This is a genomic window from Arthrobacter sp. UNCCL28 (assembly GCF_900102805.1).
Taxonomy (GTDB): domain Bacteria; phylum Actinomycetota; class Actinomycetes; order Actinomycetales; family Micrococcaceae; genus Arthrobacter; species Arthrobacter nicotinovorans_A.
The window spans coordinates 166,709-186,124 of record NZ_FMWE01000006.1 but is presented as its reverse complement, the minus strand read 5'-3'; the positions used below and the strand labels follow the sequence as shown (position 1 = coordinate 186,124).

19 protein-coding genes are annotated in these 19,416 nt (G+C 63.4%); 3 read left to right on the top strand and 16 right to left on the bottom strand.

The window, feature by feature from the left end; translation table 11 throughout:
• Positions 1-17: 17 nt before the first annotated feature.
• Entirely contained in the window at positions 18-632 is a 615-nt protein-coding gene (locus BLQ01_RS16610) for a TetR/AcrR family transcriptional regulator (RefSeq protein WP_026541873.1), read from the bottom strand.
• A 300-nt stretch (positions 633-932) separates the two neighbouring features.
• On the opposite strand from BLQ01_RS16610, the gene BLQ01_RS16605 reads away from it, so the two are divergent.
• Positions 933-1,862 carry a cytochrome b/b6 domain-containing protein gene (locus BLQ01_RS16605; RefSeq protein ID WP_026541874.1) on the top strand — a complete coding sequence of 310 codons (930 nt, stop codon included), beginning with the start codon at positions 933-935 and terminating at the stop codon, positions 1,860-1,862.
• Positions 1,863-1,927: 65 nt separating this feature from the next.
• Here the strand turns inward: BLQ01_RS16605 and BLQ01_RS16600 are convergent, their stop codons facing one another.
• The 8 genes from BLQ01_RS16600 to BLQ01_RS16570 all read right to left on the bottom strand — a co-directional run bounded on the left by BLQ01_RS16600 (position 1,928) and on the right by BLQ01_RS16570 (position 10,368).
• Positions 1,928-2,773, bottom strand: a complete 846-nt coding sequence (locus tag BLQ01_RS16600; RefSeq protein WP_035761044.1) for a hydroxymethylpyrimidine/phosphomethylpyrimidine kinase — start codon at positions 2,771-2,773, stop codon at positions 1,928-1,930.
• Positions 2,774-2,860: 87 nt separating this feature from the next.
• Positions 2,861-3,856, bottom strand: coding sequence for a TAXI family TRAP transporter solute-binding subunit (locus BLQ01_RS16595; protein ID WP_091552958.1), 996 nt, complete (start codon positions 3,854-3,856; stop codon positions 2,861-2,863).
• A complete protein-coding gene (locus BLQ01_RS16590) occupies positions 3,849-5,264 on the bottom strand; it encodes a sensor histidine kinase (protein WP_091552956.1) in 1,416 nt (471 codons plus the stop codon). Before BLQ01_RS16590 ends, BLQ01_RS16595 begins: the two co-directional genes overlap by 8 nt.
• Complete coding sequence (locus tag BLQ01_RS16585; protein WP_091552955.1) at positions 5,261-5,923, bottom strand: response regulator transcription factor; 663 nt, start codon at positions 5,921-5,923, stop codon at positions 5,261-5,263. The genes BLQ01_RS16590 and BLQ01_RS16585 overlap by 4 nt, the downstream gene beginning before the upstream one ends.
• Positions 5,924-6,077: 154 nt before the next feature.
• The gene (locus BLQ01_RS16580) at positions 6,078-7,472 is read right to left on the bottom strand and encodes an MFS transporter (RefSeq protein WP_091553055.1); all 1,395 of its coding nucleotides are present in this window, start codon (positions 7,470-7,472) and stop codon (positions 6,078-6,080) included.
• Between the two features lie 627 nt (positions 7,473-8,099).
• Positions 8,100-8,555 (bottom strand): hypothetical protein, encoded by a 456-nt coding sequence (locus BLQ01_RS22445; RefSeq protein WP_175493465.1) that lies wholly within the window; start codon positions 8,553-8,555, stop codon positions 8,100-8,102.
• A gap of 239 nt (positions 8,556-8,794) precedes the next feature.
• Positions 8,795-9,709, bottom strand: a complete 915-nt coding sequence (locus BLQ01_RS16575; protein ID WP_091552953.1) for a TIGR01777 family oxidoreductase — start codon at positions 9,707-9,709, stop codon at positions 8,795-8,797.
• The gene (locus BLQ01_RS16570; RefSeq protein WP_091552951.1) at positions 9,706-10,368 is read right to left on the bottom strand and encodes a TetR/AcrR family transcriptional regulator; all 663 of its coding nucleotides are present in this window, start codon (positions 10,366-10,368) and stop codon (positions 9,706-9,708) included. The genes BLQ01_RS16575 and BLQ01_RS16570 overlap by 4 nt, the downstream gene beginning before the upstream one ends.
• Before the next feature lie 375 nt (positions 10,369-10,743).
• Here BLQ01_RS16570 and BLQ01_RS16565 point away from each other — a divergent pair, with 375 nt between their 5' ends.
• Complete coding sequence (locus BLQ01_RS16565; RefSeq protein WP_026541883.1) at positions 10,744-11,454, top strand: queuosine precursor transporter; 711 nt, start codon at positions 10,744-10,746, stop codon at positions 11,452-11,454.
• A gap of 168 nt (positions 11,455-11,622) precedes the next feature.
• Here BLQ01_RS16565 and BLQ01_RS16560 read toward each other — a convergent pair whose 3' ends face one another.
• The 6 genes from BLQ01_RS16560 to BLQ01_RS16535 all read right to left on the bottom strand — a co-directional run bounded on the left by BLQ01_RS16560 (position 11,623) and on the right by BLQ01_RS16535 (position 17,492).
• Positions 11,623-12,552, bottom strand: a complete 930-nt coding sequence (locus BLQ01_RS16560) for a type IV toxin-antitoxin system AbiEi family antitoxin domain-containing protein (RefSeq protein WP_091552950.1) — start codon at positions 12,550-12,552, stop codon at positions 11,623-11,625.
• 167 nt (positions 12,553-12,719) lie between these two features.
• Positions 12,720-13,991: a tRNA guanosine(34) transglycosylase Tgt gene (gene tgt / locus BLQ01_RS16555; protein WP_175493472.1), complete on the bottom strand. Its 1,272-nt coding sequence runs from the start codon at positions 13,989-13,991 to the stop codon at positions 12,720-12,722.
• A 161-nt stretch (positions 13,992-14,152) separates the two neighbouring features.
• A complete protein-coding gene (locus BLQ01_RS16550) occupies positions 14,153-14,863 on the bottom strand; it encodes an SRPBCC family protein (RefSeq protein WP_091552948.1) in 711 nt (236 codons plus the stop codon).
• 72 nt (positions 14,864-14,935) lie between these two features.
• The gene (locus BLQ01_RS16545) at positions 14,936-16,030 is read right to left on the bottom strand and encodes a DUF6707 family protein (protein WP_091552947.1); all 1,095 of its coding nucleotides are present in this window, start codon (positions 16,028-16,030) and stop codon (positions 14,936-14,938) included.
• A 73-nt stretch (positions 16,031-16,103) separates the two neighbouring features.
• Positions 16,104-16,643, bottom strand: a complete 540-nt coding sequence (locus BLQ01_RS16540) for an NUDIX hydrolase family protein (RefSeq protein WP_026541888.1) — start codon at positions 16,641-16,643, stop codon at positions 16,104-16,106.
• Between the two features lie 132 nt (positions 16,644-16,775).
• Positions 16,776-17,492, bottom strand: coding sequence for a hypothetical protein (locus BLQ01_RS16535; RefSeq protein ID WP_091552945.1), 717 nt, complete (start codon positions 17,490-17,492; stop codon positions 16,776-16,778).
• Positions 17,493-17,577: 85 nt separating this feature from the next.
• Between BLQ01_RS16535 and BLQ01_RS16530 the strand changes: the two genes are divergently transcribed.
• Positions 17,578-18,171: a YdeI/OmpD-associated family protein gene (locus BLQ01_RS16530; RefSeq protein WP_026541890.1), complete on the top strand. Its 594-nt coding sequence runs from the start codon at positions 17,578-17,580 to the stop codon at positions 18,169-18,171.
• Here the strand turns inward: BLQ01_RS16530 and BLQ01_RS16525 are convergent.
• Entirely contained in the window at positions 18,168-19,355 is a 1,188-nt protein-coding gene (locus tag BLQ01_RS16525; protein WP_091552943.1) for a glycoside hydrolase family 76 protein, read from the bottom strand. The two genes, BLQ01_RS16530 and BLQ01_RS16525, sit on opposite strands and share 4 nt — an antisense overlap.
• Positions 19,356-19,416: the final 61 nt, after the last annotated feature.

The following is a 19,416-nucleotide window of genomic DNA, read 5'->3' as shown; positions in this document are numbered from 1 at the left end:
ACAAACGGGAGTGGGCCTCAGCGGACCAGCCGGGCCACCAGCACCGCCGCAGCATCCACAACCTCATCGGCCGCACGCTTGGTGGCACTCAACGCAACCTCCTGCCCGGAAACGGTCACGATGTCGGTGATCACAGCGACCGTCAAACGCCCCAGTGTGTCGTCCCGGGTCCCGAGGAGCACCGAATTCTGCCGCACCCATTCACGCCCGCGTTCGCGTCGGAGGAGTTCAAAGCCGGGGGGAGTGTCGCCCTCGATGAATACACGTTCCAGGTCTCTGTGCTTCCAGGTGTACTCGAAGTAGCTGCGGCTGCCCACGTTGAACAGCGCCAGGGGATCGTCCTCGCCGCCTTTGCGTGCCTTGGCTACGGCTGCCGCAACAAGCCTTTCGTGCTCGTTCTGGTAGTCATCCCACAGGGCAAGGAAGAGTTCGGTCTTCCCACCAAAATGGTGATAGAGGCTGCCAACGCTGGAACCTGCGCGGGCCACGATGTCCGAGATGCTCGCATCCGTAAAGCCGTGCTCAACGAACACGGCGGCGGCCGCATCCAGCAGATTGCGTTGGGTAGCGGCGGTCCGGGTCCACTGCCAGGAGCCTGTAGTGGTGGCGGCTTCGGATGTTTTGCGAACCACGCGGGCTCCTCTCGGCGGTAGAACAGACACCGGAGTGTCGACCGGCTATTTTTTGGAATCCTACTCCTGAAAGAATCCACTTAGCCAACATATGGTCTTGACTGACTCATGCACTACGGGAAATAATTCTGGAAGTCTGTTCTAGAAATACGTATTGCGGCATGTATCCGAATGCTGCGATTTTTGACGTCTGACGCCCCGAAACCCGGGTGCCGTTTTCGCCGTCGGGCTTCAACTGGTTGAATCGCTGTATAGCGCCAACTGGTCGCAGCCAAACAAGCCAGAGAGGAACGCGGCCTGATGTCCGTTTCAAGCAAGTCGTCCGGGATCACGTCGAACAGGTGGTTCAAACCCGTCGCCGTCACCGCAGGAGCTTTGGTGGTGGCACTGATCCTGGTGCTCGTTGCGCAATGGCTCAGGACCCTCCAGCCCGTGCAACAGTTCCTCACTGACTACCCCGGGCACTCTGCCGTTCCGGAAGGCACTCCCACCGGATTCCCGGCATGGCTTGGCTGGCAGCACTTCCTTAACATGTTCTTCATCGTCCTGATCATCCGGTCCGGCTGGCAGGTGCGCACCACCACCCGTCCGGCGGCCAACTGGACCCGGAACAACAAGGGACTCATCAAGACCAAAAACCCGCCAACAAAGATCAGCCTGGACCTCTGGTTCCACCTGACCCTGGATGCACTGTGGGTGCTCAACGGCATCATCTTCATAGTGCTGCTCTTCGCCACGGGCCAATGGCTGAGGATCGTTCCCACCAGCTGGGACGTCTTCCCCAACGCTGTCTCTGCGGGCCTGCAATATGCCTCGCTGAACTGGCCGGTCGAAAACGGCTGGAACAACTACAACAGCCTCCAGCTCCTGACATACTTCATCACGGTCTTTATCGCCGCCCCGCTGGCCATCATCACGGGCATCCGGATGTCCGGCGCCTGGCCCAAGAAGGCGGCGATCAACAAGTTCTACCCGATCGAACTTGCCCGCAAGGTCCACTTCCCGGTGATGATCTACTTCGTGGCGTTCGTGATTGTCCACGTAACGCTGGTGCTGGCTACCGGCGCGCTGAACAACCTGAACCACATGTACGCCTCCAACAACGACTACAGCTGGTGGGGCTTCGGCATCTTCGCGGCATCCATCGTCTTCACGGCGGCTGCGTGGTTCCTGGCCCGGCCCCTGTTCCTGCGCCCGATCGCCTCGCTCATGGGCAAGGTTTCGCGCTGACAAGGACACAAAACAGCCGCCCCGGAATCACTCCGGGGCGGCTGTTTTCGTTTGAGTTCGAACAGCTAGGACATTGCGCCGCCCTGCCACAGGGCATCGAACGGAGCGCCCGAGGACACGCGGTTTTTGATGCCGGCCGTCACGAAAGCCTTCGCAGTGCGCGCAGCTTCCAGAGGAGTGGCACCCTTGGCCAGCTCCGCCGTCACAGCAGCGGCCAACGAGCAACCAGCGCCGGACACGGCAACTTCGCCCACCTTCGGAGCGCGCAGGACTTCCAGCGTTTCGCCGTCGTAGTAAACGTCGACGGCGTCGGGGCCTTCCAGCCGAACCCCGCCTTTGGCCAGGACTGCTGCGCCGCTGATCTCGTGGATGCGGATGGCGGCGGCTTTCAGGGATTCTTCGTCAGTAATGGTCAGGCCCGAAAGCGACTCGGCCTCGAAGTGGTTCGGGGTAACGAACGTAGCCAGCGGCAATATCTGCGCCTTCAACGCCTGGTCCGTGTCCAGTGCGTGGCCGGGTTCCTGGCCCTTGCAGATCAGGACGGGGTCCAGGACCACGTTGGCAAACGAGCCGGCGGCGAGGGCCTTCTCCACGGTGCTGATGGTTGCCGGGCTTCCGAGCATGCCGATCTTCACTGTATCCAGCACTGACGGTGCGCCCGAAGCGGCACCATAGGCCGCCGTCGTGGCTTCCAATTGGTCTGCGATAACTTGCTGGTCTACCGGCACAAAGCGGTGGTTCCAGTTGTCCTTCGGGTTGAAGGAAACAATGCAGGTGAGGTTCGCGATGCCGAACACTCCGAGTTCCTGGAAGGTTTTGAGGTCGGCCTGCGCGCCGGCGCCACCGGTCGCTTCGGAGCCGGCGATGGTCAAGGCAATGGCAGGGGCAACGGCTGAAGTCATGTCCTCCATTTTGCCATTCGCGCGGCCCCATGCCGATTTCGGGCTGGTCCGCTAACCGTGCAGCGCCAGTGTGCTAACCGTGCAGCGCCCGGTCCGCTAACCGTGCAGCGCCCGGTACGCGGCCTGGGCCGCCGGATGCAAGGGCACGCCGGCGGTGTTAATCAAGGTTTCCGGGCTGAGGAACTGGACGCCCGTGCTGGATTTCGGCACCAGGTCCTGTGCTTGCTCCACCAGGAGTTCAACGGTCTGCCGGACAACGTGATCGGCCAGGTCCTTGCGGCACAGGAGCAGGTTGGCCACCCCGACGGTCCACACAGCGGGAGCGGTTCCGTAGCTGCCGGCGGGGATGAGGACACGGTCGTAGAAGAACCCCGAATTGGCCCGGGTCGCGGGGATGAGCTCGGAAAGGTCCAGGAGCCGCACGCCAAAATCCTGCGCCGCGGCGGCTATGGGAGCAGTGGGAACACCCCCGGACTGGATCATCACATCGATGGAACGGTCCTTCAGCGACGCCAGGGCATGGTTCAAACCGAGGTTGACCTGCTGCATGGCGCGGCCCGGGTCGGACAGTCCGGCCGCGGCGATGATTCGCCCGGCCGTCAGCGTGGTTCCCGAGCCCACTTCGCCGACGGCGGCAGTCTTCCCTGCGAGGTCGGCGAAAGTACGGATCCCGCTGTCCTCCCGGACGATGCAGTGGACATAGTTCTGATACACCTTTCCCAGCGCCACGAGCTGCCCGGCGACAGTGCCGGCGGGGAAGGATTGAGCGCGGGCTGTGTCCTGCGCGGCGGCGTCCGCGAGCGCGATCGCCAACGTGGCCTCCCCCGAGAGGACCCTTTGGATGTTCTCCAAACTTCCGCCGGTGGTTTGCGCCACGGCCCTGTCAGCCACCCCTTCCCGCTGCAGCAGGTGGGCCAGGAGGGTGGCAAATTCCAGATAAAAGCCGCCCGATTCGCCACCGGCGACCGTGATTTCCTGTGGCCGGTCCCCCGTGGTGCAGCCGGCTGTTGCTGCGAGCAGGGCGCCACCGAGCCCCAGAGTGACGGCGGTTTTGAGGGCGTTCCGCCTCGATACTTCAGCTGGATCAGGCATGCGAACCGTCCCCCGGCCGCGCGAATTCCAGACGGGCCATCAAGCCGTGGGGACTTCGGGTTTCCAGGACCAGCCGGGCCCCGTTGGCTTCCGCCAACCGTTCCACGATGGTCATGCCCAGGCCGTTGCCTGGAATTTTGCTGTGCTGCGGAGCCCGCCAGAATCTGGTGGTGGAGGCAACCAGTTGATCGGCTGGGAGGCCGGGACCGTCGTCGGAAATCTCGACGGCGGTGCCTCCTTGCGCCGGCCGGGTCGCCACAGTGATGCGGGCCCCGGGGGCGTACTTGATGGCGTTGGCGAGGAGTTCCCCGACCATGTGTGCGAGCTCGTCGGGATCGCAGGCGATCTGGTTTTCGGGCGCAGGGCCTTCCAAGGTGAGCTCCGAACCGGCACGGCGGGCGGCCGGCGCAGCCCTCTCCACTTCACCCTGCAGGACCGGGTAGGGATCGATGACGGACAGGCGTTTATGCTCGGACTCAGGCGACTCCCGGGCAGATCCTTCAGAGGCGCGGTGTTCGGCGGTAGCCAGCTTCAGCACGCCGTCGAGCATTTCCTCCACCCGCTCAAGTTCGGCCACGACGCCGGCCGCCGCTTCCTTCTCCGGCGCAGACCGCAGGGCGAGCTGCAGCAGGTCGACCCGGAGCCGGAGTGCACCCACCGGGTTCCGGAGCTGATGTGAAGTGTCGGCAATGAGCCGGCGCTGGGACTCCATGCTCCGGGTGACGGTCGCGGCCATGGCCGTGAAGGACCGGCTCAGCTCGCGAAGCTCGGGCGGGCCAGCCTCGGGCAGCTGACTGGTTTTGCCGGTGGCTTCGAGCTCATGGACTGCCTTGCCCAGCCGGTGGACCGGGCGCAAAACCCAGGCCGTGATACGCGCGGCGGCCAGCAGGAGCAGCGCCCCCAACGCCACGGCAGCAAGCACGACGACGAGCCAACGCTCCCGTAGTTTCTGCCGGGCGGCATCGAGGTTGACTTCAAGAACCACCTCGCCGAGTACCTGGCTGGCTGTTCCGAACGACCTGGAAATGAAATCGTTGCCGGTGCCGAAGGCGCGGACCGGATTCAGGGTGGTGTCACTGAGGTTCAGGCTGGCCCGGTTGAGCGCGTCCCTGACCTCGGGTTGGTCCTCGCTGAGGTCCCCTGACCGGAGGGTTTTCTCCTGGAGGCGGATCAGGAGCCCTTCACCATAAAGCTCGGAGTACCGGTCCATTTCCCGCTGGAGTTGGGTGGTGTTGTTGTCCTCGGCGGCGTCGCTGGCGAGCTGGGCGAAGCGGTTCAGGGCGGCCACCCGGTTGATTTGCAGCTCCTGGGTGAGCTCGCGGCCGGCAGATGTGAGGATCACGCTGGACACCGTTGCCACAATGATCACCACCAGCAGGCTCAGGATGCCAAGGACCCGGACTTTCACGGCTGTTCAACCCGGTAGCCGACGCCCCGGACGTTGATGATGAAGCCGGGAAGTTGGAGCTTGGACCTCAATCCTGTGAGGTGTACGTCCAAGGATCTGGAATGCGCCAGGAATGCGTCACCCCACAGTGCATCCAGGATTTGCTCACGGGTCACCACTGACCCTGCGTTCCTGACCAAGAGGCTGAGGAGGTCGAATTCTGTTGCGGTGAGGGCGAGCCCTTTGTTGCTGACTGATGCGACGCGGCGGTCGAGGTCCACTTCCAGTTCCCCGAGAACTATGGTGTGTGGAGCTTCGGGTCCCGAGCGGTTGCTGCGACGCGTCACTGCCTCGATTCGGGCGAGCAATTCCACCAGCTTCACGGGTTTGACCAGATAGTCATCAGCCCCGGACCGCAGGCCCAGCACCACGCTGCGTTCGTCGTCGCGCGCGGTCAGGATCAGGATGGGGATCTGGGTGACCTGGCGGAGTTTGCGCAGGACCTCCAAACCATCAAGGTCCGGGAGGCCAAGGTCCAGCAGGATCACCTCGTGCTGCCGGTGGGCCAGGAGTGCGTCCTCTCCCCGGGACACCCGAGTGTGCTTGTGCCCGGCCGAGGCTACGGCTGCGCTCAAGGCCGACGCCATGGCGTCGTCATCCTCGACGATGAGCACGTGCACTGTCCTGGGTTCCTTTTGGCTTGATGGTGTTGGTGCGGGGGTCGCTATGGGCGGTTCATGCGGGGTTCGCTACTAGAGCTTAACGTTGTGAGGCCCGCCCTGCGCCCTTCGGAGTAGCCAACGTGTGCAGAACGGGCCTCGCAACGCACCCAGGTCAGGCGTCGACGCGATCCTTCGCGCCGCCGTCGTCCGCTGCGCCCTTCGCAACCCAGGCATGGCCCTGCTCAGTATCCAAGTGCGTGGCCTTCTTGTTCTTCAGCGCGAAGATGTACACCAGCAGCGAGATGAAAATGGCCGCCGTGACATACGTGAAGAACATGTCCACCTGGCCCGACTTCTGCAGAGCTGCGCCGATCAGCGGGACCGTGCCGCCGAACAGCGAGTTGGCAATCGCGTAGCCGAGCCCCACGCCAAGCGCACGGATGGATGCCGGGAACAGTTCAGCCTTCACCAACGCATTGATGGACGTGTAACCACCAACCATCAGGAGCCCACCCATCATCAGCAGGAAAGCGATGAAGGGATCCTTGGTGCCGGCCAGCGTGGAGAGCAGCGGCCAAGTGAACAGCACCCCGGTCACACCAAACCAGACCAGGAGCGGCTTCCGGCCGATCTTGTCAGAGAGCATGCCGTACACAGGCTGCAGCAGCATGAAGATGAACAGCGCCCAGAAGTTGATGACGGAAGTGTCGGTCTTGGCGATGCCCGAAGTATCGTTCATGAACTTCAGGATGAAGTTGGTGTACGTGTAGAACGCCACCGTGCCGCCCAAAGTGATGCCGATGCAGATGAGCAGCGGCTTCCAGTGCTTGGTGAACAGCAGCTTCAAGGTGCCTGGCTGTGCCTCGCCCTCAACCTTGACGTGTGCAGCACGGAGCTGATCTGCGGAGAGCGTCTCTTCCATGGAGCGGCGCAGCCAAAGAACAACCAGCGCAGCGACGCCGCCAATGGCGAACGGAATCCGCCAACCCCATGCAGTGAGGTCTTCCTTGCTCATGGTGTTCTGCAGGATCACCAGCACCAAGAGGGCAAGCATTTGCCCGCCGATCAACGTGACGTACTGGAAACTGGAGAAGAAACCACGCCGCTTGGCCGTCGCGGCCTCGGACATGTAGGTGGCACTCGTGCCGTATTCACCGCCCACGGAGAAGCCCTGCACGCAGCGGATGAACACCAGCAGGATCAAGGCCCACAAGCCGATCACGTCCTGCGTCGGCAGGACGGCGATGGCGAACGAGCCCGCCGACATCATGGTCACACTCAGCGTCAGTGCAGCTTTGCGGCCCTTCCGATCGGCGTAACGGCCGAAGAACCAGCTTCCGATCGGACGCATGAGGAACGACGTCGAAAAGACAGCCATCGCCTCAAGCCCGGCCTGGAGATCGTCCGAGGAGTTGAAGAAGTGTGACTGGAAATACGCCGCGAAAACGGTATAGACGTAAAGGTCGAACCACTCCACGAGGTTGCCCGCGGAGCCCTTGAGGATGTTGCTCACGGCCTTGCGTGTCTGGGCGGCTTCGCTCAGGGGCGCAGCTTGTTGGGTGCTCATCAATGAACCTTCCTGGACGGCAGCGTTTTGCCGCGGCCGTGTCTTGCATGAGTTCGTTCTGTCCATGAAGCGGGTGCTCATGGCGTCCTTGCGCATGGCTCTTCGTCGACTAAGAAAGGTCCTCCAAGGTGAAAGAGGACATGTTCCAAACTATGGGTGATGCACGGCACAGCCCTAGCCTGGAAGGGATTTCCTAACACTTCCTTAGGTTTTCGGCTGGGGTGGGGGCGGTTTCGGAGTCGGCGTTAGAGCTGGCGTCTGACCGGCCTTGCGTCCGGACCGGGCTTGCGTCTGGACCGGGCTTGCGTCTGGACGGGTCTTGCGTCTGGAAGGGGCTTGCGTCTGGAAGGCTCGACGGCGGTGGTCGGCCAGCGGCCTGTCGTCACCGCCGCCCCGTGGTCGCTTTGCCGACGCTCGCTCACATCCCCGGTGTTGGGATCGATCGCTCTCTCACATCCCCCCGGTTTGGGTGCGTCGCTCTTTCACATCCCCGGGGTTGGGCTGGATCGCTCTCTCACATCCCCCCGGTTTGGGTGCGTCGCTCTTTCGCATCCCCTTGGTTTGGGTGCGTCGCTCTCTCAGGTCCCCGTGCTGGGGATCCACAGGTTTCGATGAGTCAAAGGCGAACTACACGATAAGCGTGGACGCTTCGTTGATGCGCACGAGCTTCCACGCGGCGAGGCGGCCAACACCGGCTGCCAGAGCAATTGACGACGAGAAGAGAATCGCACCATTCGATGAAAGTCCCCCAAAAGGGACGCATATGAGCAAGGCTCCGCCGAAAAACACGGAAACGTGAACCCACTGATTCCCGACAGGACGCAGGACCAGGCCGAGAAGGGCCCCTACCGCCGCGCCGATTGCCCAGGCCGGGAGCAGGCTGTAAACGAAGAAAATAATGGCCCATCCCGGTGCTTGGATTCCCCAAAATACGCAAAAGGTGACGTGCGCTATGGCGATTCCCGTGGCCAGCCCCTTGCCGCCGAGTACTACCCGGTCTCTGGACGCGTACCGCCACCCGCCCACGGTGTGTGGCCTCGCAAGCCCGTACTCGTTCTCGTCGGTCCATGGTTCCTGGTTCATAACTACCTCCAAGTGAGGGGAGAGAGGGATCGGCTGAAGGGTGACTTATGTGAGAGACGGTTTGGCTAAAGGCTCGATTAGCTGACCGATGGTTGTCCGTTGATGTGGACGAGCTTCCAGATGCCAGGCGGTCGGTACCGGCTGCGAGCGCGATGGAGATCGGCAGTCCCCGAGGATGTGCGAGAGGGTTGGGGCTGGAGGGGTGGTCATGTGCGAGAGGGTTGGGGCTGGAGGGGTAATCATGTGCGAGAGGGTCTCGGCTGCCGATGCCCGATCTGGTTGAGGGCACCGGCCAGGGTTGGGTATTCAAACGCGAAGCCGGCGTCGATCAGTTTCCGAGGCTCCACCCAGCGGCTCTTCAGCACCAGTTCGGTCTGGGTCCGGATGAGGACGGCTCCGGCCTCGAGCAGCCAGGCGGGCGTCGGAATTCCAAAAGGTACGCCCAAACTCCTCCGGACCAGCGACATCAATTCGCGGTTGTCCACGGGGTAAGGCGTCGCCGCGTTCACAGGACCGGACAGCTCGGCGTGATCGTGAACGAACAGCACCACGCGGTACAAGTCCTCCACATGGATCCAGCTGAACTTCTGTGTGCCGGGCCCCATATGCCCACCCAGACCCAACCGCGCAAGGTTGTGGAGGGGCTCCATGACGCCCCCGGCTCCCAACACAATGGCAATTCGAAGCGGCACTTTCCTTGTACGGGGAACAACGGCCGCCGCCAACTCGTCCTCCCATGCGCGGGCCACGTCAACGGAGAACCCAGTACCCAACTCGCCCGAAGCCTCAGACTGCGGCTGGTCTTCAGCATGCCTGTAGATTGTGCCCGTACTCGAGTTGATCCATGTCCGGGGAGGTTCGGCACACGCAGCAACCGCCCGGCCCAACGCACGTGTCGTCAAAACCCGGGAGTCCAGAATCTCCCTCCGGTGCCGCTCGTCGTAACGGCAATTCACGGATCGTCCGGCGAGGTTCACCAGCAGTTCGGCGCCGTTCAGCACCTTGGCGATAGCGCCGTCGTCGTCCCATTGTGCGTCAGCCGAGGCGTCCCGCCCAACCGTCCTGACATGCCAACCGTCAGCAATAAACCGCCGCGTGAAGTAGCTGCCAATGAACCCGCTAGCACCGGCGATCACCACAGTCCGCGGCATCACGAGTCTTCCTTGACGCTGCGCACGAGCCCCAGAACGTCGTCGAAGACTTTGCTGACTCCGGGGATTTTCGCCAGGGACAAGCCCCGAGCCAGAAGGGGAGCCGCGCCATCGATCAGCTTTCGCGTGCGGCGCTGCCCTTGGGAGCGGTCGTAGACCCAGAACAGTGCGACGCCCATGTACGCCAGCCACAACAATTCGGGCAGATCGCCTCGCAGCTTCTTCGCGACGGCGGGCGAGGAACCTTCGACGGCGGACCGGAAGATCGCGAGCGAGGCCTCGCGGGCGGCGGTGGAAGCCTCGCCGAACGGGTTGACGGGCGACGTCGGCCGGATCGCCGTCGCGATGAAGTCGGCACCGAACTGGTGGTAGGGCGCCATGACGTCGATGCCGGTGTGCAGCACTGCTTTCAGGCGGCCCGCGAGGTCGTGAACGCCTTCCAGTGCCTGTGCTGCAACGACTGCGTGCTCATCCTGTACCTGGACGTAGAGCTCCTGGACGAGCTCATCTTTCGAGCCGAAGTAGTAATAGGCGTTCCCCACGGACACCCCGGCCTCCTGCGCGATGGCACGCATGGTGGTCTTTTCGAAGCCGATCTCACGGAACATCTTCAGCGCAACGTCGGCTACCAGCTGGCGGGTGTGCTCACTCTTTGCTGCCATGGAGTCGCTCCTCAAAAGGCTTTTGAACGTGTTCAAGTTTGAGTATGCCACATTTCTGAACGTGTTCAAAAGGTGATGTGAGTGAGCGCTGGGGGGAAGCCCGGGGGAGGTGAGTGAGCGCTGGGGGGATGCCCGGGGGAGGTGAGTGAGGGTTGGTGGGGATGCCCGGGGGATGTGAGTGAGGGTTGGTGGGGATGCCCGGGGGAGGTGAGTGAGGGTTGGTGGTGATGCCCGGGGGAGGTGAGTGAGCGCTGGCTGAAGGAGTGGGAGAATGGAACCGGTGCCGGGCCGGATGCCCCACCAACCACAGTGCTAATACAGCGGGGCGCCCTTTCGAAAAGGAGCCTGCGCGAACCACTAAGAAATGGATGACCCATGCCCTCGCCCTCAGGCTCCAGTACTTTGAGCAAGCCCGCGCCGCGCTTCGCTTCGATCGGCTCCCCGTATTTCGGCATCATGCTGGCCATCATGGCCGTGGTGCTGATCCTGTCCAACATCGGCGCTTCCAAAGGGGTGGTTCTCGGACCGATCATCACCGATGGCGGGTTCTTCCTGTTCCCGATCGCGTACATCCTGGGCGATGTGATGAGCGAGGTCTATGGCTTCAAAGTTGCGCGCAAGGCCATCATTACCTCGTTCGCGCTCTCGGTGTTTGCCTCCCTCTGCTACTGGATCATCATTGTGCTCCCCGGCTTCAGCGACGAGTACGGCACAAGCAAGCAGGCCGCCATCGAAGGTGCGCTTGGACCCGTACCGCAGATCGTTCTCGCCTCGCTGCTGGCCTTCCTTGCCGGACAGACCATCAACTCCTGGATCCTGGTGAGGATGAAGGCCCGCACCGGTGAAAAGAGCCTGTGGGCACGACTCATGGGCTCCTCTGTGGTGGGCGAATTGGTGGACACCCTGATCTTCTGCAGCATCGCGGCGTCGGTCATCGGCATCACGGACTTCGGCTCATTCCTGAATTACGCCCTGGCCGGCTTCGTTTATAAGACAGCCGTGGAGTTCCTGTTCGTACCCGTCACCGTGCTGGTTGTGGGCTGGATCAAGAAGCGCGAGCCAAGCTACGGGGCAGCGGCAGCCTAGGCTTGGGCTGGCCCGGCGCTGAATTTACCGGAGGACGCCCAGGACGCGGGAGCTGTACGAGATCGCCGGAAAAGCCCGGCGACCTCGCGCGGCTCCCGGGTATTCGCGCAGCCCGGCGTTCTCGAAAACCAGTGAGACGCAGGACTCTCGAAGGACGCCCGGCTCCTGTCACCGACGGAGGGCCTTCAGAACGCGCGCTTTGAACTCCTGCTCCTGAAAAAGGTCGCGCCATTCGACGCGGATGAAGGACCAGCCGTCCTCAACAAGTGCCTTTTCCCGGCGTCGTTCCTCAAAGATCACGCGGTCCGTGCGTTCGTACCTGAAATACTTGACCTCACCGTCGAACTCAAGGGCAACCTTTTCCTTTTTCCATGCGAAGTCCATCCGGTGGCGGCCAATCCTGCTTTGCACCTCCACCTGAGCCGCGGGCATGGGCAATTTGAGGCGGGCAAGCAGTTCGCGGGTCAAAGTCTCCCCAGGGGATTCGGACAGGGGGTCAGCATTAGCCAAGCACCTCTGCAGGGTTCGGACTCCTCGGCGTCCGGACAAGGAATTCGCGTGGGCGTGCATGAGATGCTTGTCCGCTCCGAGCCGCAGTGCGTGGTCCATGATGATCAACGCTTGCCTATAGTTCAGGGTCCTGGCACAGTCCACGGTGGTTCGTTCCAGATCGGTGACCTTCAGGTACTCCACTGTGGTGATCTGCGAGGGAGTCAATCGAAGCTTGTGTCCGCGAACATCCTTGCCGAGTCGCTCGCTGGATGGGTTGGACGGAAGCGCGACGTGGATGGTTTGATCCACGTTCCAAAGAAACAGCCCGTGGAGCCTGGCCGCGGACGTGTGGCTGTAGACGTAGCCACCGTTGGACGTGGTTAACGTTCCGTGTGCATGCGCGTGGATCAGTTGCTTTCCCCGGATGTCGTCCGGCTGCTTGTCCCACGCCGCGCGACGTATATAGCACCCTTGCCGCACACGGAGGAGGTCACCTTGCCGCACCAGTGCGCCGATTGCGCGTGAACTGAGTCCCAGTTCATTGAGCTGCTGGGTGCGCCAGAGCGTTCCCAGCTGTGGGAGGGCCGTAGCTTGTTTCTGACTCATCTACCCAGCCTCGGTCACGCGCACAGCCGAAAGTAGCCCCCGCCGTCGTTATGTGGACAACGCGCGAGATCGCCGGACCTTTGCCGGGGACGCCGGGCCTGTGCGGGATAGCCGGACAGGCCCGGCGATCCCGTTCACCTCCGGCGATCTCGGCGCGCTTGGACGCGCTAGGAGTAGTACCGCCCCAAGGTCTCGGCCTTGAACTCGAAGAAATCCCCGGATTCGATGGCCAAGCGGGCGTCGTCCACCATCTTCACCACGAAGCGCTCGTTGTGGATGGAGATCAGGGTTGCCGAGAGCATTTCCTTGGCCTTGAACAGGTGGTGGATGTAGGCACGCGAATAGTTCAGGCAGGTGTAGCAGTCGCAGCCGTCCTGCAAGGGGCCGAAATCGGTCTTGTACTTGGCCCCGGACAAGTTGAACCGGCCAAACGGCGTGTAGAACGCAGAGTTCCGCGCCACCCGGGTGGGGGAGACACAGTCAAAGGTGTCGGCGCCGTTCTCGATGGCCGTGAAGATGTCATCCGGTTCGGAGATACCCAGCAGGTGGCGCGGCTTGTTTTCGGGCAGCTCCTCGTTGCACCAGCGCACAATCGTGCCAAGGTTTTCCTTCTCCAACGCCCCGCCGATCCCGTACCCATCAAACGGCATGGCCCCCAGATCCTGGCAGGCCTTGCGCCGCAGGTCCTCGTACTGGGCACCCTGGATCACGCCGAACAAAGCCTGGTATGGCTTGCCCGCACGGGATGACGTCAACGCAGCGTGCTCTTCCAGGCAGCGCAAGGCCCAGAGCCGCGTGCGCTCGAGGGATTCCTCCTGGTACGCCCGCGAGTTCTGCAGCGTGGTGAGCTCATCGAAGGCGAACATGATGTCCGCTCCGATCTGGTGCTGGACCTGCATGGAAATCTCGGGGGAGAAACGGTGCCTGTCCCCGTTCAGGTGGGATTTGAACCAGACGCCGTCGTCGTCGATGTAGGCGAGCCGTTCCTTGCCGGGCGCCACTGCGTCGTCGGGCCCGGAAGAATCCACGTTCTTCATGTCAATCACTTTTTTGAACCCCGAGCCAAGGCTCATGACCTGGAATCCACCGGAGTCTGTGAAGGTGGGGCCCGACCAGTTCATGAACGCACCGAGTCCGCCGGCGGCGTCGAGGATTTCAGGTCCCGGCTGCAAGTAGAGGTGGTAGGCGTTGGCAAGGACAGCCTGTGCACCGAGTTCGGCAATGGACTCCGGGAGCACGGCTTTGACGGTCGCTTTGGTCCCGACGGCAATGAAGGCGGGCGTCCTGATGGTCCCGTGCGGGGTGGTGATGGTGCCGGTGCGGCCAAGGAAAGCGCCGCCGTTGGCGTCCACTTGGGCGCCCGACGGCGAACACGTTTCCGTCAGGCGCTTGCCCACCGAGAACGAGAACTCCGATTGCCGGGCAGCCAAGCCAGGCAAGCCAGACGGTCCCGCCAAGCCAGCCAAGCCAGGCGAGCCAGGCGAGCCAACCAAGTCAGGCAAGGCCGGGGTCGTGGAAGATGCAGAAGCGGAGGCAGGAACGGAAGCTGGCACGCTACCAAGTGTGCCAGCTTTACCGGGAGCAGCCTGCCGAAAAAGCCCTACGCCCCGGAGTTCCCGGCCTTCCAGTTGTCCCACGATGACCGGATGTCCGCCAAGGTGTGCGCCCCCAAACCGTACGTGGAGGCAATCACCATGGACCCGCCGTCGGGCCTCTTTTCCGGAATCGGCAACTGCTCCGCGACTATCAAGAGTCCGTCGCCGTGCTCCGCGTAGCTGTGGACGGTGAGGCCCACCTGGTGCCGGCTCTTGAACCAAACCTTGCCGGATATCTTCTCTCCGGTGGCAAGCGTGAGCGAGTACTCCTCCCCAACGGGCGGCAAATCGCCCAGGCCGAGTTTTTCAATGGCGGGCCCGCCCTTGCCTGGAACGGAGATGAAGTGGGTCCGGCGCTGCCCGTGGGGATGCCGTTCCAAGGCAAAGCGGAGCTGATGCAGGAACGTGAGCCAACCCTGGGTGATGTCTTCGTCCCACTCAGCCCATTCGGAATCGTGGTCCAGGGCGGCCCTGGTGATCTTCACTTCAGTGCCGCCGGAAACGGGGTGGAGTTCGAAGACATCCCCGCCGTTGACGGTCAGGCTGGTGTGATCCGGCCCTTCCACGACATCGGTGTTGAAGTAGATCTGTTTGATTTCGTCGGTGAGGTCATCAGCTTCCCAGCCGTGCCATTGAGCCACCAGCGACGGTTCGCGCAGCATTGTCCAAACCTGCTGCGCGTCGGCATTAATAACAACGCTCAGATTGTTCGTCATGGCCCCGAATCTACCGCCGTTCGTGTCCACAAAACAGGCCTTGATCTTCCCGGATAAACCGGGCAGGGGAAGTCAGGCGCGGACCGATTCGAGTTCGTTGCCGATCCGACGGGCCAACTCTTCCTCACCGATGGTTTTGGATCCACCGTGCGCGCGGAGGAACATGAGTGCTTCGAGCCTGAGGAACCGCCATTCACGCTCGGCTTCGTGGTTGCCGTTATCGATCGCGCGGAAGATTTCTTTGTCATACAGATTGGGTTCGTTCAGTGAGCGCTGCCTGACCCGGGCGTTGATCCTGGCCTTGAAGGGATCTTCCTCCTGGGATTCGGGGGCCCGCAGCAGTTTCTCGTAAACGGCTGCCCGATCGCTTTGGCCCGCTTCGCGGCAGATGAAACTGGACAGCGCCAGAGCACGTTCAATTGATGCCCACCGGTCCAGGTTGCCGTCGAAAGGCAGGACGTTCAGCAGGTCGGCAACGGCCAGCGCATGGTCCGGGTCCCGCAGCACAATGCAGAGGTCGAACGCCAGGTTGCTGAGGTCCCGGAGGCAGCTTCCGGACTTGGTGTTGATGCCCTTCGTCAGGCGGTCAGCGAGGACCTGCACACCGTTTTTGCCCTTGTGGTTGGAGGCCGCGGCACTCACCACGGCCTCCGGAGTGCCCTCCGGTTCAGGGATCAGGGCAAGTTCTTCGGGGCTGGGTCCGGTGTACGACGGTGGCGTATCCGGGCGTGGAGGCACGACGACGCCGGGTCCGGCCTGGGTGTCTTCGTCGCGCCCTGCTGAGGTGCTGGAGTCCGGGGTGCTTGAGCCAGCGGTGCTTGAGCCCGGGGTGCTTGAGCCCGGGGTGCTTGAGCCCGGGGTGCTTGATTCGGCGGTGCTTGCGTCGGCGGTGCTTGAGCCTGCGGCGTCGGAGCCGTCCGGGTCCAGTGCAGGGCCAACCCCTGCTCCGTCACCCACGGGCACACTGGACCCAACAGCGATCCGCACCGTGCCGCCGTCGACCATTGTCACCAACAGCATTGCGGCAACGCCGTAGTCGTCGTCCTGCACCTCGATGCCGGCGATTTCAGCGGCTGGCCCGTCCCCTGGCGGGTAGAGAAAATCTCCGGGCCGCAGGTCCCCAGCCTGCTTCTCTCTGTACTGCTGTGTGGCTGGGCTGTGAGTCATCGGAAGTCCTTTGGTTCTCTTGGGGTCCGCCGTCCAGTCTACAAAGACCAGCCGGCGCGGGGGCCGGGACCCGCTAGAGAACGATGCCCGAGAAAGCCAACGCCTGGCGCACGAGGTTCCCGCGGCCGCCGTCGAATTCCTGCTGGACGTTCTCGCCCAACACTTCCTGCGGCGTCATCCAGGTCAGTTCCAGGGCGTCCTGGCGCGGCTCGCATTCGCCGGTTACGGGGATGATGTAGGCAAGCGAAACAGCGTGCTGGCGGTCATCGGTGAAGCCTGTCTGCGACGGGGCCGGGAAGTACTCGGCCACCGTGAAGGGAACGGGGCTGATGGGCAACTGCGGAAATGCGAGGGGGCCGAGGTCCTTTTCCATGTGGCGCAGGAGGGCGGCACGGATGGTCTCGCGGTAGAGGACGCGGCCGGAGACGAGGTAGCGGACCATGTTTCCGTCGGCGTCGCCCTGGAGAAGCGTGCCAACCTCGTTCACATAACCGAGCGGATCCAACCTGACCGGAACAGCCTCCACGTAGACCATGGGGAGTCGGCCGCGGGCTTCGAAGAGGTCTTCATCTGAAAGCCAGCCTGGATACGGGTCGGGTGTACGTACGCTCATGGTTAAGTTCTACCCCATCCCCCGCCGAACTTCCTTGGAGGCGTCGCCGTAGCTGCGGGGTTACGCTCTCGGCGGTATTGGAGGGCCGGAATGGACGCGGGCGGTTCCCCGGATGCTATGCGCGCAAGGATTCTACGCCGCCGGTGCCTGCCGGAGTGGTTCGATCACAATCGACGCCGGCGCAGCGCCACCTGAGGCATCCGGGTTGGCGACGTACAGGACGTCGTCGCTGATCCTGGCCTCGATGTTCGCTTCGCTGAGCCGGCGCAGCAGCGGTTCCAGGCCGCCGTCGTACTCAAAAGCGAGGTCGCCATGGGTGCTGGCTGCACCGTGGATGATCCTCAGGATCCCGCCGTTCTTGGTAGTGAAGGTGGCTGATTCATCGTCCTCCGAACGGGGCCGGGCTCCGATGTTACGCAGGTCGTTCGCTGCCAGGCCAACCAGGGGGCTGACCCAGGTGGCTACCACCGTCAGGGCGGAGTTGGCGTCGGCGGAGGTTGCCCACGTGCCATCTACTGCACGGCTGGCGGGGAAGGCGAAGAACCCGAATCCGTCCTCGGCAGAGATCTGCACCGTGGGCCCGTCCGGGGTTTCCTGGACCTCTGCCTGGGTGCCGGCTTCCTCGGTGCGGCGCGCGAACTCCTCCAGGTTCCCCACCTCCACCCCGAAGATCGTGGAGCCATCCAACGGGTGTCCGTGCTCCACGGCCCTCACCGCGAGGCGACCCGAACCGGCGTCGAACTCCCACCAGCCGGCGTCATCCACAGTCTTGACCAAACCCAGTGCTTGGAGGAGCGCGACCCAGAGATCGGGGCGGGACGTGTAGTGGGTGGGGCGGGATCGCAGCATGGGTCCTCCTGGAGTGGGCGGTCAGTTCCCAGCCTATGCCGCGTGGCCTTCTCAGGGGCGGGCTCTTTCGCAGCAGAATGGACCCATGCCCCTTGAGCTCCCGGAACTCCTTGTCAAAGACGGCGCCGCGTGGCGCGAATGGCTTTCAGCACACGCCGCCGAGAGCCCCGGGGTGTGGCTGATCCTGCACAAGAAGGGCGGCAGCATCACCGAATTGGATTACGACGCCGCCCTGGATGAGGCCCTGTGCTTCGGCTGGATCGATGGCCAGTCGAAAAGCCGCGACGACCAAAGCTACATGCAGCGGATGACCCCGCGGGGCCGCAAAAGCATCTGGTCGGCCCGGAACGTGGGGCACATTGCCCGGCTGGAATCCGAGGGCAAGATGACCGACGCCGGACGCGCCGCCGTCGCCGCTGCCAAGGCCGATGGCCGCTGGGAAGCTGCCTACGCCGGACCTGCCGACGCCGTTGTTCCGGAGGACCTCGCCGCAGCCATCGCCGCCGTGCCCGAAGCCCAGGCGATGTTCGACGTCCTGACCTCCCAGAACCGCTTCGCCCTGATCCACCGCACCAACGGCGTGAAGCGGGCAGAAACCCGGGCCCGCAAGATCGCAGGGTTCGTGGAGATGCTGGCCAGGCACGAAACGCCGTACCCCCAGAAGAAACGTCCGGCCTAGCCCGGGCTCGCCGGCGTGAGGGTAGCTGCTGCTTCGAACGTCATCCACGCCTGAAGCTGGGTGGAAAGTTCGACGGCGGCACCCGGCGGATACGTTTCGGCCGCCGGTCGCAGGGGGTCGGGAGAGAAAAGAACCGCCGGTTCTCCGTCGCGGTCTTTGGTGCCGCGCAATTCAGGAGCTTCGCGGCGGCCCGACCAGAAACCGGCGGCCGTTGCGTGCACCAGCTCCCGGGCAGTGTCCCGGGCCGTTGCGGGCAATCGCTGATCCCGCGCTGCAACTGCCAGATAGCGGACCAGGATGCCGGTGAACAGTCCACCGTCGCCGGTCCCGTCTCCACGGATGACGCGCGTGCCGGGAACTGTCAGCTCGCGGGACACTGCCTGCACCAGCAGGGCGGCGCGCTCCAGGTTCTCGCGGCCACCGAGTTCGAGCAAGGCACCAAGAACCGGGCCCTGGTTGTAGGTGTACACGGCTTCCTCGAGGACGGTTTCACCCCGGCGGATCCGGAGGCCATCCATGTAGACCCCACGTTGGGGGTTCAAGAGCCTGCTGTTGAGCCAGTTCACCAGCGACTGGGCCCGTTCGCTGCGGCCGGTCCGCGCAAAGTAGAGCGCCACGGGAGCTGTAGCCGGGGTGTTCTTGAAGTCCCGTGCGGTGCTCCAGAATGTTCCTCCGCCGAGGTCGTCCGTAGAGGCGGAATCGAACTGCAACGTCAGCCTCTTGCGGACGTAGGCATTGCGTCGACGGCCCGGGTTCCTGGTTTCCTCGGCCAGCTTCTCCAACCGCAACGTCGAGAGCGCCAGCCAGGCCATGTCGTCGTAAAAGTGGTTTTCGAACCTCAACAGGTTCCGCAGCCGGATGGTGGTGACCAGTCGCGAAGCCAGCCGGCCCGCGCTGGGGCGGGAGGCGCCGTCGAACTTTGTTGCCGCAGCCAGCTCGCGGCGGCCGGCGTCCACCAGGCAATCAACATAGTGTGCCTGCCACCAGTAATGCCAAGGACCGGCGATTTGGCGGAGGGGTTTCGTGGGTAGGGTGACCGCCCCGATGTGCGTTCCGGGGAGGAAACACAGGCGCCGGCCGAAGGTCCGCGTGACTGAACGGGCGGCTTGGTTGGCGCGCGATGCCCACTCGCCCGGGTCTGTGGAGGGCAACGGCTGGTCGGCAGGATAAGCGTCGGCTGGCATGGCCCCAGCCTATCGAGGGTGCGCTGGCTCACAATTCCAGTTAACATGCATTAACGGATTT